Below are 13,914 nucleotides of genomic sequence, written 5' to 3'. Positions count from 1 at the left end.
AAGGCCGAATGAGGTGTGAGGAAGCAGAACAGTATCTGTACTATGCAATGACAATTGGCGAACAGCTTCTGATCAGTGGTGCAGAGGTTGGTCGTGTAGAAGATACTATACGGCGCATTTGTCTGGCATATGGTGCAGAGAGGGTGGATGTATTTTCTATTACGTCCAGTATTGTGACGACGATGTACGGTGAGTTTGGCATCTGTACGCAGACGAGGCGCGTACGGGGAATGGCAAATGACCTGGGTAAGTTGGATGATCTGAATCAGCTGTCAAGATATATCTGCGCACACAGACCGGAACCTTCGGAAATCCGTACGCGGCTGAGTGCGATAGAGCAAAGACCTGTATATTCTTTTCAGATGCAGATTTTTATCTATGCTGTCATTTCCGGATCCTTTTCTGTATTTTTCGGAGGAGATCTTCGGGACATGATCGCATCGGCGCTGATTGGAATCGTGTTGAAACTTCTGGAATCTTTTTTGAAACGCAGTTCTCTGAATTCTCTGATCACAGTCTTTTTGTGTTGTGGAATGGGTGGCATTCTGGCTAATTTTGCAGTCCGTATTGGTCTGGGACATCGTGCGGATCTGATCAGCATTGGAAATATTATGCTTCTGATACCTGGAATTGCATTTACGAATTCGCTGAGGGATCTGTTTTCCGGCGATACGATCACGGGACTGATACGCTGTATGGAGTCAGTGTTGCTGGCATTTGTTGTAGGACTTGGATTTACTGCAGCGAATCTTTTGTTTTAGGCAGAGGAGAAAATTATGCATGAGATAATACAGCTTCTTGTTTCTTTTACAGGATCACTTGGATTTGCGGTATTGTTTAATATACATGGAAAAAAACTCTGGTTTGCGGCACTTGGCGGCTGTCTGTCATGGGCGGTTTATCTTGTGACCGGTATATGGACAGCCAGCCCGTATATCTGTGGCTTCTGGTCGACCGTGGTGATTACTTTGTATGCAGAATGTATGGCAAGGATCCATAAGACACCGGTTACTGTCTTTCTTGTCTCGGCGACGATTCCGCTGATTCCGGGAGCTGCCCTGTATCGGACAATGAACTGGATGATGATGCAGGAGTGGGACAAGTTCCGTGCAGATGGAACCTATACAATTCTTTTTGCTGCAAGTATGGCGGCAGGAATGACACTGACGACAATTCTTTTCAGGATGATCTGGGGCTGGAAATACCGCCAGCGGTGGATGTGAATGAGGGTGTGGTAAAAAAATCAATTCAGGTCAACCAAATGAAGCACTGTAATGAAAATGGATGACCTGAACTTCAATTTATCTTTTTCGGACGTGTTTTTCGATGAGATCCAGTGTGGCATACAGTCCCATAGCAATCACACACAGGATCACGATGGACATAAGCACCCAGGTGAGCTTAAATGTCTGTGAACCGTAAATGATCAGATAACCGAGTCCCTGTCTGGCACCGATAAATTCTCCGATGATCACACCGACAAGGCACAGGCCGATATTTACTTTCATTACACTTAAAATAAGCGGCACAGAAGACGGAAGGACAATTTTGGTCAGTTCGTCTTTTTTGCTGCCACCGAGTGTCTGGATGAGTTTCAGCTTTTCGGGATCAACTTCACGGAAGCCTGTATAAAGATTGATGATGGATCCAAAGATGGCAACAGAGATTCCGGCAACAATGATCGTTCGTATATTTGCGCCCAGCCAAACGATGAGAAGTGGGGCGAGTGCGGATTTCGGAAGACTATTCAGAACGACCAGATATGGTTCAAGAACACGTGACAGTCTGGGACATGCCCAGAGAAGGACAGCTGTGCCGATACCCAGAAGAACCGTAAATACAAAACTTACCAGTGTTTCTGCAAGAGTAATTCCGATATGTGTAAACAGAGACTGGTCTTTCAGCATCCTGAGAAAAGTCAGCCAGATTTCTGACGGGCTGCTGAAAATAAAGGAATCGATCCAACCCAAACGGGCGGAAATCTCCCATAAAATCAGAAAGCCCAGAAACAGAAGGGTTCTGGACACGCGAATCAGATTTTTTTCACGTTTTACGCGGAGAAGATACTGTTTCTGTGCAGGTGAATGCTCAGGCATATTGATTCAGCTCCTTCCAGATAAGATTAAAATAAAATTTGAATTGCGGGGCATTGCGGGAAGCAAGCGGTGTCCGGTCGGTAAGGTCGAGGTCTATGGTCACAATACGCGCAACAGTTGCCGGCCGTCCGGTAAGGATGATTACCCGGTCTGCCATGCTGATGGCTTCGGAAATATCATGTGTGACCAGAATCGCAGGTTTTCCCTCTTTTTTTAAAATTCGACCGATGTCGTCACTGACATTGAGGCGGGTCTGATAATCCAGGGCGGAAAACGGCTCGTCAAGCAAGAGAAGCTCCGGTTTCAGGGCCAGTGTGCGGATCAGTGCCGCGCGTTGACGCATGCCGCCGGATAACTGAGAAGGACGCGCGTTTCGAAATTTATCAAGTCCGTAAGTGCAGAGCATTTCTTCAATATATTCCAGCTTTTCGGGGGTGAGTTCCCTGCGGATTTCAAGACCGAGGATCACATTCTGATAGATGGTACGCCATTCGAGAAGATGATCTTTCTGGAGCATATATCCGATTCGTGGGTCACCGGGAGAGGGAATTGTATCGTTCATCAGTAAGGTGCCTTCTTCTGCACTTAAAAGCCCGCAGATCAGATTCAGAAGAGTAGATTTTCCACAGCCGGACGGACCGACGACGGCCAGAAATTCTCCGGGCATCAGATTAAATGTCAGGTGGGAAAGTGCCGGTGTTTCTCCGGCAGATGTATGATAAGAGAGAGAAACATCTCTGATTTCCAGAAGGGGTTTCATAAATATACCTCCGAGAATCTATATTTTAAGATATGCGAAAAACATTTGGTGTGCTATGATATGTGACAGGACTTGTAACTGTGAGGGCACTGAACAGTTACGCTTTACAGATATCATTGAAAAAAGAAGGTAACAGAATTGAACAAACGAAATTATCAGAAAGAGCTGGATAAGCTTATCGAAAATATTAAAAAAGAAAAAAAAGTCCCCCGTCTTTTTTTGCACAGCTGTTGTGCACCATGCAGCAGTTATGTACTGGAATACTTATCTCAGTACTTTGAGATTACTGTATTTTTTTACAATCCTAATATCTCATTAGAAGAGGAATACCATAAGCGAGTTGCAGAGATCCGTCGTCTTGTATCAGAAATGTCTTTTACACATCCGGTACACATTGAGGAAGGGATTTATGATCCCCGGATTTTTTATGATATGGCAAAGGGGCTGGAAAAAGTGCCGGAGGGCGGCGAGCGCTGTTTCAAATGTTATAGACTCCGTATGGAAGAAGCGGCCGGACTGGCACAGAAAGGCAATTACGATTACTTTACTACAACACTTTCCATCAGCCCGCTGAAGAACGCCGAAAAGATTAACGAGATCGGGGAAGAGCTGGCGAAAATCTATAAGGTTCCGCATCTGCCTTCTGATTTCAAAAAGAAAAACGGCTACAAACGTTCCATCGAATTATCTCATGAGTACGATCTGTACCGGCAAAACTACTGTGGCTGTGTATTTTCAAAGAGGGAACAGGAAGAAAAAATGAAACAAAAACAAATTTCAGAGGGTTCGGCTATTTGATTTTTCACTGGAATGTGGTAAACTGATAGAAACTTATGTATCTTTGGACGAAAGTTCAGTGGAATGCAAACTTTACCGTACAACAAGGAGGAAATTATGGCACAGTTATGGGGAGGACGTTTCACAAAGGAAACGGACAAACTGGTATACAATTTTAATGCGTCAATTTCATTTGATCAGAAATTTTATAAACAGGATATCCGCGGAAGCAAGGCGCATGTAAGAATGCTTGCGAAGCAGGGAATTCTGACAGAAGAAGAGAGAGACCAGATTCTGGAAGGACTGGATGGCATCCTTGCCGATGTAGAATCCGGAAAGCTGGAGATCACAGCAGAATATGAGGATATCCACAGTTTTGTAGAGGCAAATTTGATCGACCGTATCGGGGATCCGGGTAAGAAGCTTCATACAGGAAGAAGCCGTAACGATCAGGTTGCACTGGATATGAAACTTTATGTACGTGATGAAATCGAAGAAATCGATGCAGAACTTAAGAAACTTCTCGAAGCATTGCAGACTATTATGGAAAACAATCTTCATACATATATGCCGGGATTCACCCATCTGCAGAAAGCACAGCCTGTTACACTGGCACATCATGTCGGGGCATATTTTGAAATGTTCCGCAGAGATAGAAGCCGTATGGCAGATATCCGTAAACGTATGAATACCTGTCCGCTTGGTGCAGGAGCGCTTGCGGGAACTACTTATCCGCTTGACAGATTTTATACAGCAGAGCTTCTGGGATTTGATGAGCCGACAAGAAACAGTATGGACTCCGTATCTGACAGAGACTATGTGATCGAACTCCTTTCCGCAATGTCCACAGTTATGATGCATCTGAGCCGTTTCTGTGAGGAAATCATTCTCTGGAACTCCAATGAATATCGTTTTGTTGAGATTGACGATGCTTACAGTACCGGAAGCAGTATTATGCCACAGAAAAAGAATCCGGATATTGCCGAGCTTGTAAGAGGAAAGACCGGTCGTGTGTATGGCGCGCTGACCTCCATTCTTACTACAATGAAGGGTATTCCGCTTGCATACAACAAAGATATGCAGGAAGACAAAGAGCTGACCTTCGATGCCATCGATACTGTAAAGGGATGTATCGCACTGTTTACCGGAATGGTTTCTACTATGGAATTCCGTAAAGATGTAATGGAGGCAAGTGCCAAGAACGGTTTCACAAATGCGACAGATGCAGCGGATTACCTTGTAAATCACGGGGTTCCGTTCCGTGATGCACATGGTATTGTAGGCCGTCTGGTCCTTACCTGTATTGATAAGGGAATCTCTCTTGATGAGCTTCCTCTGGAAGAATACAAAGAGATTTCTCCGGTATTTGAGCAGGATATCTATGAAGCAATCAGCATGAAGACCTGTGTTGAGAAGCGTGAAACTTATGGCGCTCCGGGACCGAAGGTTATGGAGCAGATTATTGCGGCAAACAAGGAATATCTGAAAAATAATTAAAAACATCTTGCAATTTCGGATGAAGTGGTATAGTATGTACAAGGAAAACAGATGTGTGCTACGCAAAGACATATATGAAATAAAAGAATGAGGAGAACATTGTTATGAGCGAAAAACTGAGAGTCGGCATTTTAGGCGCTACAGGTATGGTAGGACAGAGATTTATTTCTCTTCTGGAGAATCATCCGTGGTTTGAAGTGGTTACCCTTGCAGCAAGCCCGAGAAGTGCCGGAAAAACTTATGAAGAAGCAGTAGGCGGCAGATGGAAAATGGATACTCCGATGCCGGAAGCAGTAAAGAAAATCGTTGTTATGAATGTCAACGAAGTAGAAAAAGTTGCATCTACTGTAGATTTTGTATTTTCAGCTGTTGATATGTCAAAGGACGAGATCAAAGCGATTGAAGAAGAATATGCAAAGACAGAGACACCGGTCGTATCCAACAACAGCGCTCACCGCTGGACACCGGATGTACCGATGGTAGTACCGGAAATCAACCCGGAACACTTTGATGTTATCAAATATCAGCAGAAACGTCTTGGCACAAAGAAAGGTTTCATTGCTGTAAAACCAAACTGCTCCATCCAGAGCTATGCACCGGTCCTTACTGCATGGAAAGAATTTGAGCCATATGAAGTAGTTGCCACTACATATCAGGCAATCTCCGGAGCAGGAAAGACATTTAAAGACTGGCCTGAAATGGAACACAACATTATCCCGTACATTGGCGGAGAAGAAGAAAAGAGTGAAAAAGAGCCACTGAGACTGTGGGGCAAGATTGAAGACGGTGTGATCGTACCGGCTACAGAACCTGTTATCACATGCCAGTGTCTGCGTGTTCCGGTACTGAACGGACATACAGCAGCTGTATTTGTAAAATTCCGTAAGACACCTACAAAAGAACAGCTGATCGAAGCCCTCCGAAACTTCAAGGGACTTCCGCAGGAATTAGAACTTCCGAGTGCACCGAAGCATTTTATTCAGTATCTCGAAGAAGACAACCGTCCGCAGGTAAGCGAGGATGTTAACTATGAAAATGGCATGGGCGTATCTATCGGACGTCTCCGTGAGGACAAAGTTTACGATTACAAATTCGTAGGACTTTCCCACAACACTGTAAGAGGTGCTGCAGGCGGAGCTGTTCTCTGTGCTGAAACACTGAAAGCAAAAGGCTACATCACTAAGAAATAATATGATCTGAATAATAAGAAACTGTCCGGGTGAAGAATTGAATTTGCCGGGGCAGTTTTTTTATCGAGTTTTTCTATCAAAAAAAGACATGGAGAAAAAAGAAGATTTATGGTATCATAGATGAACAAGGCTAAGACAGAAAGGAAATTCGGTAAAATGGAAAAAGTATATCTTACGAAACTAGCACCAAACTGTGGGTGCGCAGCAAAAGTGGGACCGGGAACGCTTGCCGGTGTACTTTGCGGGTTGCCGAAATTTCAGGATCCTCATCTTCTGGTCGGAACAGAAACTTCAGATGATGCAGCTGTATATAAGATTTCAGATGAGATTGCTATGATCCAGACACTGGATTTCTTTACACCGGTTGCAGACGATCCTTATGATTTCGGACAGATTGCCGCAGCAAATGCGTTAAGTGATGTGTATGCGATGGGCGGAGAACCAAAGACGGCGCTTAATATCGTCGCTTTTCCGAAAGATATGGACACAGCAATTCTGGGTGAAATCCTTAAGGGCGGTGCAGACAAAGTTCTGGAGGCAGGAGCGGTGCTTGCAGGAGGACATACGATACAGGATGATACACCGAAATACGGACTGAGTGTGACCGGTTTTGTTCATCCGGACAAATTCTGGAAAAATTATGGCGCACAGACCGGTGATAAACTGATCCTGACAAAACCGCTTGGCGCCGGAATCATTAATACAGCGATCAAAGCAGATCTTGTTTCAGAGAGAGCACGGGAAGCTGTACTGAAATCCATGAAGACTTTAAACAAATATGCATGTGAGATCCTTAAGAAATATACAATTCATGCGTGTACGGATGTTACCGGGTTCGGTCTTGGCGGTCATGGAACAGAAATGGCGGAAGGCAGCAACAAGACACTTGTGATAGATACACAGGCACTTCCGGTTCTTCCGGATGTGGAAGAATATGCATCTATGGGACTGATCCCCGGTGGCGCATATCGTAATAGAGAATTTGCTGCAAAAACCGGTTATATAAGTACGGCAGAACTCTGGCGGGAAGATCTGGTGTTTGATCCGCAGACTTCCGGTGGCCTTCTGGCTGCAGTTCCGGCAGAAGAAGCAGAAGAGATATTGAAAGAACTGAAAGAATTATTGCTTCCGTGTGCTGTGATTGGAGAGGTGATTGACAGAGAAGAACATACATTACTGATTCGATAACTGACAGTTATCAAAAAGTTGTATGAAATTGTCATAAAAATATCAAACTTTAAACTATATGTATTGAGAATTTTCGTCAATAATGCTATAATGCAAGAATACAATATGTGGAGGGGACAAACGTATACAAGAAACGCTGTTCCCGGGAAAGGGAGGTCTTTTTTATGAATCACGAGGATGTAGAAAAACTGTCAAATGCAGCAATCGCAAAGAGCACTTTATTGAAGAATAATTTCTTCAAGTATTTTGTGCGGGCAATCATGGCGGGCTTTTTTATTGTAGTTGCCATGATCTTTTCCAATGTGGTCGGGAACGTTTTTTCAGGTGCTGAGGAACCGGCGTGGGGGAAATTCCTCGGGGCACTGGTGTTCTCAATTGCAGTTCTTCTGATCTCACTGGTAGGCGGTGAATTGTTTACCGGAAACAATCTTGTTATGGCATTTGGAGCTTACGACAAAAAGGTAAGCTGGGGCGAAGCCGGCAAGGTATGGCTGATCAGCTACATTGGAAATTTTGTCGGATGTCTGATTCTTTCCCTGATTTTTGTGTGGGCGGGGGCATCCGGAACAGGAGATTATTTTGCCGGATTTATCGGAAACAAGCTTGCGGTTCCGGCCGGTCAGATGTTTTTCCGGGCAGTTTTATGTAATTTCTTTGTATGCTTAGGGGTTCTTTGTGGCATCAAACTGAAAAGTGAAGCAGCGAAATTTTTGATGATCGTTATGTGCATTTCCGGATTCGTTGTCAGCGGATTTGAGCACTGCGTGGCCAATATGGGTATTTTTGTTACAGCAGCCTGCCTTGTGCCGGGACTTTCCATTGGGGCAATGCTCAAGAGCATGGTGATCGTCACTTTAGGAAATATGGTAGGTGGTGCAGTTTTACTTGCATGGCCTCTCAGAAAGATGAGTGCAGATAAGTAATATGGGTAAATCCTTATACATAGCTGAGAAACCAAGTGTTGCTCAGGAATTTGCTAAGGCGTTAAAAATTAACGGACAGAGAAGGGATGGCTATCTGGAATCAGAAGATTCCGTAGTGACCTGGTGCGTAGGGCATCTGGTCACTATGAGCTATCCTGAGAAATACGATATCAAGTACAAAAGGTGGAGTTTAGATACCCTGCCTTTTTTGCCGCATGAATTTAAATATGAAGTGATTCCGGGAGTTCAGAAACAGTTTAACATTGTTAAGGGGCTTCTGAACCGTCCGGATGTAGAGACCATCTATGTGTGTACCGACTCCGGGCGCGAAGGAGAGTATATCTACCGCCTTGTGGCACAGATGGCAGGTGTAAAAGATAAGAATCAGCGGCGTGTCTGGATCGATTCCCAGACAGAAGAAGAAATCCTGCGCGGTATCCGCGAAGCAAAAGAACTTTCTGCCTATGACAATCTGGCAGATTCTGCGTATCTTCGTGCAAAGGAAGACTATCTCATGGGAATTAATTTTTCCAGAGTACTGACGCTTCGTTATGGGAACAGTGTTTCCAATTATCTGAACAGCAGGCATCAGGCAATTTCCGTCGGCAGGGTAATGACCTGTGTACTCGGCATGGTCGTGCGAAGAGAACGGGAAATCCGCTCTTTTGTGAAGACTCCGTTTTACCGTGTACTTTCCAGTATTGTGCTGGAGGGAGAACGTTTTGAAGGAGAGTGGAGAGCCGTAGACGGCAGCAGATATTTTCAGTCTCCGTACCTGTACAAAGAAAACGGATTTAAAGAAAAGAAGCATGCCGAAGAACTGATCGGTATGCTTCAGGCACAGCAGCCATTGAGCTGTCGTGTCGAAAAGGTCGAGCGCAAAAAAGAAAATAAAAATCCGCCGCTTTTATTCAATCTGGCGGAGCTTCAGAATGTATGTTCCAAACTTTTTAAGATCAGCCCGGATGAGACACTTCGGATCACGCAGGAACTGTATGAAAAGAAACTTGTTACCTATCCACGAACTGATGCGCGAGTATTATCGAGCGCAGTGGCAAAAGAAATCTACAAAAATATCTCCGGTCTGCGCCGCTATCCGGCTATTGATAACGCTGCCGAAGAAATTTTACAGATGGGTTCATATAAGTCAATAGCAAAGACCAGATATGTTAATGACAAACAGATCACAGACCACTATGCAATCATTCCGACCGGACAGGGGATGAACGCGCTGAACGGACTTTCTCTGACGTCTCAGAGAGTATATGAGACGATCGTGCGTCGTTTTCTGTGTGTATTTTGTCCGCCGGCAGTTTATCAGAAAGTCAGTCTGACTACGGAGATGCAGGGTGAGAAGTTTTTTTCCAGTTTCAAGGTGCTGCAGGAAGAAGGCTATCTGAAATATGCGACCAACTCTTTTGCGAAGAAATCTCTGGCAGAAAAGGAAACAGAGAAAAACGATGAGGAGGATGTGTCCTGCGATTCACAGCTTCTGAACGCATTGCAGGCACTCAAAAAGAATGATATACTGACAGTAGATGCGCTGAATATCAAGGAAGGCGAGACTTCACCGCCGAAACGTTACAACTCCGGATCTATGATCCTTGCGATGGAGAATGCCGGTCAGCTGATCGAAGATGAAGAACTTCGTGCACAGATCAAAGGAAGTGGAATCGGAACCAGTGCGACAAGGGCGGAAATCCTTAAGAAACTTGTTTCTATTAAATATCTGTCTCTGAATAAAAAGACGCAGGTGATCACACCTACACTTCTGGGAGAGATGATCTTTGATGTGGTAAACTGTTCAATACGTTCCCTTCTGAATCCGGAGCTGACGGCAAGCTGGGAAAAGGGGCTGACTTATGTTGCTGAGGGAAGTATTACTCCGCAGGAATATATGGACAAGCTGGAACATTTTGTCAGGGTGCGTACAAATCAGGTAGAGCAGAGCAATTATCAATATGCACTGCGACAGTTTTTTGATGCCGCGGCAGCCAATTATACAAAGAAACCGACAACTGTGAAACGAGGAGGAAAAGCATAATTATGTTAAAAGATTTTACAATTTCAAATCTTCTGGATCTGAATGAAACAATTGCAGCAGAATTATTCGAAGGAAAAACATACCCGTGGGAAGTGCTTCCGGAGATCGGAGAATTTATCATGAAAATTGGTCCGACACTCAGCACGTCTGAGTATGAGTGCCATGAAGGCAATATCTGGATCGCTAGATCAGCAACCGTTGCACCGACTGCTTATATTCATGGACCGGCGATTATCGGAAAAGACGCAGAAGTACGTCACTGTGCATTTATCCGTGGCAATGCAATCGTAGGAGAGGGCGCCGTTGTAGGAAATTCTACAGAACTTAAAAATGCGGTACTCTTTAATAAAGTACAGGTTCCGCATTACAATTATGTCGGTGATGCTGTTCTTGGCTATAAATCTCATATGGGTGCAGGCTCTATATGCTCAAATGTGAAGTCCGACAAGAAATTGGTTGTTGTCAAAGACGGAGAAGAAAAAATCGAGACAGGTCTTAAGAAATTCGGTGCAATGCTGGGTGACCATGTAGAAGTCGGCTGTGGTTCTGTACTGAATCCGGGAACTGTGATCGGCAGAAACAGCAATATTTATCCGCTTTCACCGGTAAGAGGCTGCATTCCGGCAGACAGTATCTACAAAAACGCAGCCGAGATCGTTAAGAAAAATTAAACAAATTGAATCTGTTTTAAGAAAGAAAATAAATGTTCCTTATGATCACGAGAATCGTGATATGTAAAGGATAAAATAAATAGAAGAAATATTTCGCGGCTTTTCCATGGATAAAGCCGCGTTTTCCATTATACATGTTAATAGAAATAAACGCGAAACAGGCCTTCCATTCATAGCTGAGCCAGCAGGTTCCGACGATTGCCTGAGAGACCTTTTCGTTTCGGAGAAGATACATCAGGACAAGAAAGATAAAACCACGCCAGCCGTAATCTGCATGGAGTACGATAGAGATGCCAAGCAGTGCCAGAAGAGAGGCAAGCTGCATCCAGGGTGTTTCCCAGAAATATTCCAGCGCGCAGAATGCCAGATATCCGAGAAAAAGAGTAAAAAAGACGTTCTGTTTATCGGCATAATGCCAGGTGTTGGCAAACATATAATTCCACGGTATCTCGGAAATCAGTGCGAACAGCAGAAGATTTCGCCCATATTTCCTGCGGTCATGTGTATGCAGAAAGCCTTCCACGATCAAAAAACAAAAGATCGGAAAAGCACAGCGCCCGATATCACGGACAACGCGGTATGCAGAATAGCCTTTGCCATTGATATAAAATAGAGTATTAAGTGCCGGCGGATAAAGTTTCAGTATGATCGCACCGGTATGGTCGATCAGCATGGCAATACAGGCGATCACTTTGAGCATACTGCCGCTTAAGACCTGAAAACGTGCAGGGAAAATGCTGGGTGGAAGTTTGCTGGACATCGTTAAAGCTCCTTTGACTTTTTTCTTTGATTTTATCATAAAGACGACACAACAGCAATTATATGTATAATTATGTCAAAACTTCGCATTTTTGGCCTAAGTTTGACTGGACTAACAGTAGGACTTTGTGAGAGAATACTGTCAGGTTGTTAGTAGTCTATCTTTTTAACAACATTATAAGTAAATCTATACTTGAAAGGAGTTTTAACATGATTTATTCACGCGAAGTAGAAGAAATGTGCCCAGTTGCACAGGGTGTGCATCACGGAGCTGCTCCGATTCCGGAAGAAGCAAAATGGGTTCAGGCTAAGGAAGTAAAGGACATTTCCGGTTTCACACATGGTGTAGGCTGGTGTGCTCCTCAGCAGGGTGCCTGTAAGCTGTCCCTGAACGTAAAAGAAGGTATCATCCAGGAAGCACTGGTTGAGACAATCGGATGTTCAGGTATGACTCATTCCGCAGCTATGGCTTCTGAAATCCTTCCAGGACTGACTGTTATGGAAGCTCTGAATACAGACCTTGTTTGTGATGCAATCAACACCGCCATGAGAGAACTGTTCCTTCAGATTGTTTACGGACGTTCTCAGTCTGCTTTCTCTGAAGACGGACTTGCAGTAGGTGCAGGACTTGAGGATCTTGGTAAAGGACTTCGTTCTCAGGTTGGTACAATGTACGGAACACTCAAAAAAGGTCCTCGTTACCTGGAAATGGCAGAAGGCTATGTTACAGGTATTGCTCTTGACGAAGATAATGAAATTATCGGTTATCAGTTCGTAAGCCTTGGCAAAATGACTGATTTCATCAAAAAAGGTGACGATCCGAACACTGCATGGGAAAAAGCAAAAGGTCAGTATGGCCGTGTTGCAGATGCTGTTAAGATCATCGACCCACGTAAAGAATAATTATACCGATTATAATTTCAGGAGGATAAGTAAATGGCTTTATTTGAATCATATGAGAGACGAATTGACAAAATCAATTCAGTTTTAAACAGCTATGGAATCGCTTCCATTGAAGAAGCAGAGAAAATCACTAAAGATGCAGGCCTTGATGTATACAATCAGATCAAAGGCATTCAGCCGATCTGCTTCGAGAACGCTTGCTGGGCATACATCGTAGGTGCAGCTATCGCAATCAAAAAAGATTGCAGAAGAGCAGCAGACGCTGCCGCAGCTATCGGTGAAGGCCTTCAGGCATTCTGTATTCCTGGATCCGTTGCTGATACACGTAAAGTAGGACTTGGACATGGTAACCTTGGTAAAATGCTTCTTGAAGAAGAAACAGACTGCTTCTGCTTCCTTGCAGGACATGAGTCTTTTGCAGCTGCTGAGGGTGCTATCGGTATCGCAGAAAAAGCAAACAAAGTTCGTAAAAAACCACTTCGTGTTATTCTGAACGGTCTTGGAAAAGATGCTGCACAGATCATCTCCCGTATCAACGGTTTTACATATGTTGAGACAGAGTATGATCCATACAAGAACGAAGTTAAAGAAGTATTCCGTAAATCCTACTCTGAAGGACTTCGTGCAAAAGTTAACTGCTACGGTGCAAACAGCGTTCCGGAAGGTGTTGCTATCATGTGGAAAGAAGGCGTTGACGTTTCTATCACAGGTAACTCCACAAACCCGACACGTTTCCAGCATCCGGTTGCAGGTACATACAAGAAAGAATGTAACGAAAAAGGCAAGAAATACTTCTCTGTTGCATCCGGCGGTGGTACAGGACGTACACTTCACCCGGATAACATGGCAGCAGGTCCTGCTTCCTATGGTATGACAGATACTCTTGGACGTATGCATTCTGACGCTCAGTTCGCAGGATCTTCTTCCGTACCGGCACATGTAGAAATGATGGGTCTTATCGGCGCAGGAAACAACCCGATGGTTGGTATGACTGTTGCTGTTGCAGTAGCCGTACAGGAAGCTGCTGACGCTGGCAAGTTCTAATTTTTACTTAAAATTAAAAACAGAATATATAACTAAGAGAAAAGGCACCTGCCTCTCATCTG

The 13,914-nt window shown here is 44.3% G+C and carries 14 protein-coding genes; 11 read left to right on the top strand and 3 right to left on the bottom strand.

Annotated elements, in window-relative coordinates:
* The first annotated feature begins 8 nt into the window (after positions 1 to 8).
* Both H8Z79_RS06075 and H8Z79_RS06070 read left to right on the top strand, forming a co-directional pair.
* Positions 9 to 761: a threonine/serine exporter family protein gene (locus H8Z79_RS06075; protein WP_118040570.1), complete on the top strand. Its 753-nt coding sequence runs from the start codon at positions 9 to 11 to the stop codon at positions 759 to 761.
* A 15-nt stretch (positions 762 to 776) separates the two neighbouring features.
* On the top strand, positions 777 to 1,223 hold the full coding sequence (locus tag H8Z79_RS06070; protein ID WP_015542483.1) for a threonine/serine exporter family protein: 447 nt from the start codon (positions 777 to 779) through the stop codon (positions 1,221 to 1,223).
* 78 nt (positions 1,224 to 1,301) lie between these two features.
* Here the strand turns inward: H8Z79_RS06070 and H8Z79_RS06065 are convergent, their stop codons facing one another.
* Both H8Z79_RS06065 and H8Z79_RS06060 read right to left on the bottom strand, forming a co-directional pair.
* The gene (locus H8Z79_RS06065) at positions 1,302 to 2,096 is read right to left on the bottom strand and encodes an ABC transporter permease (RefSeq protein WP_118040568.1); all 795 of its coding nucleotides are present in this window, start codon (positions 2,094 to 2,096) and stop codon (positions 1,302 to 1,304) included.
* Positions 2,089 to 2,856, bottom strand: coding sequence for an ABC transporter ATP-binding protein (locus H8Z79_RS06060; RefSeq protein WP_118040566.1), 768 nt, complete (start codon positions 2,854 to 2,856; stop codon positions 2,089 to 2,091). Before H8Z79_RS06060 ends, H8Z79_RS06065 begins: the two co-directional genes overlap by 8 nt.
* Positions 2,857 to 2,994: 138 nt before the next feature.
* On the opposite strand from H8Z79_RS06060, the gene H8Z79_RS06055 reads away from it, so the two are divergent.
* The 7 genes from H8Z79_RS06055 (at position 2,995) to H8Z79_RS06025 (ending at position 11,146) form a co-directional block, all read left to right on the top strand.
* A complete protein-coding gene (locus tag H8Z79_RS06055; RefSeq protein WP_118040564.1) occupies positions 2,995 to 3,654 on the top strand; it encodes an epoxyqueuosine reductase QueH in 660 nt (219 codons plus the stop codon).
* A gap of 96 nt (positions 3,655 to 3,750) precedes the next feature.
* Positions 3,751 to 5,130, top strand: coding sequence for an argininosuccinate lyase (gene argH, locus H8Z79_RS06050; protein ID WP_118040562.1), 1,380 nt, complete (start codon positions 3,751 to 3,753; stop codon positions 5,128 to 5,130).
* A gap of 104 nt (positions 5,131 to 5,234) precedes the next feature.
* A complete protein-coding gene (gene asd / locus H8Z79_RS06045; protein ID WP_015542487.1) occupies positions 5,235 to 6,320 on the top strand; it encodes an aspartate-semialdehyde dehydrogenase in 1,086 nt (361 codons plus the stop codon).
* A gap of 156 nt (positions 6,321 to 6,476) precedes the next feature.
* Positions 6,477 to 7,508, top strand: a complete 1,032-nt coding sequence (gene selD / locus H8Z79_RS06040; RefSeq protein ID WP_015542488.1) for a selenide, water dikinase SelD — start codon at positions 6,477 to 6,479, stop codon at positions 7,506 to 7,508.
* Between the two features lie 164 nt (positions 7,509 to 7,672).
* Positions 7,673 to 8,431, top strand: a complete 759-nt coding sequence (locus H8Z79_RS06035) for a formate/nitrite transporter family protein (RefSeq protein ID WP_015542489.1) — start codon at positions 7,673 to 7,675, stop codon at positions 8,429 to 8,431.
* A gap of 1 nt (position 8,432) precedes the next feature.
* Complete coding sequence (locus H8Z79_RS06030) at positions 8,433 to 10,475, top strand: DNA topoisomerase (protein ID WP_015542490.1); 2,043 nt, start codon at positions 8,433 to 8,435, stop codon at positions 10,473 to 10,475.
* A gap of 2 nt (positions 10,476 to 10,477) precedes the next feature.
* Positions 10,478 to 11,146, top strand: a complete 669-nt coding sequence (locus H8Z79_RS06025) for an LbetaH domain-containing protein (protein WP_015542491.1) — start codon at positions 10,478 to 10,480, stop codon at positions 11,144 to 11,146.
* 16 nt (positions 11,147 to 11,162) lie between these two features.
* Here H8Z79_RS06025 and H8Z79_RS06020 read toward each other — a convergent pair whose 3' ends face one another.
* Complete coding sequence (locus H8Z79_RS06020) at positions 11,163 to 11,906, bottom strand: TraX family protein (protein WP_015542492.1); 744 nt, start codon at positions 11,904 to 11,906, stop codon at positions 11,163 to 11,165.
* Positions 11,907 to 12,115: 209 nt separating this feature from the next.
* Between H8Z79_RS06020 and H8Z79_RS06015 the strand changes: the two genes are divergently transcribed.
* The gene (locus H8Z79_RS06015) at positions 12,116 to 12,808 is read left to right on the top strand and encodes an iron-sulfur cluster assembly scaffold protein (protein ID WP_005422272.1); all 693 of its coding nucleotides are present in this window, start codon (positions 12,116 to 12,118) and stop codon (positions 12,806 to 12,808) included.
* Positions 12,809 to 12,841: 33 nt separating this feature from the next.
* Positions 12,842 to 13,852 carry a GGGtGRT protein gene (locus H8Z79_RS06010; protein ID WP_015542493.1) on the top strand — a complete coding sequence of 337 codons (1,011 nt, stop codon included), beginning with the start codon at positions 12,842 to 12,844 and terminating at the stop codon, positions 13,850 to 13,852.
* Positions 13,853 to 13,914 lie beyond the last annotated feature (62 nt).

The organism is Blautia intestinalis, from assembly GCF_014297355.1.
Lineage (GTDB): Bacteria > Bacillota > Clostridia > Lachnospirales > Lachnospiraceae > Blautia_A > Blautia_A intestinalis.
This window is presented reverse-complemented; position numbering and strand designations above follow the sequence as displayed.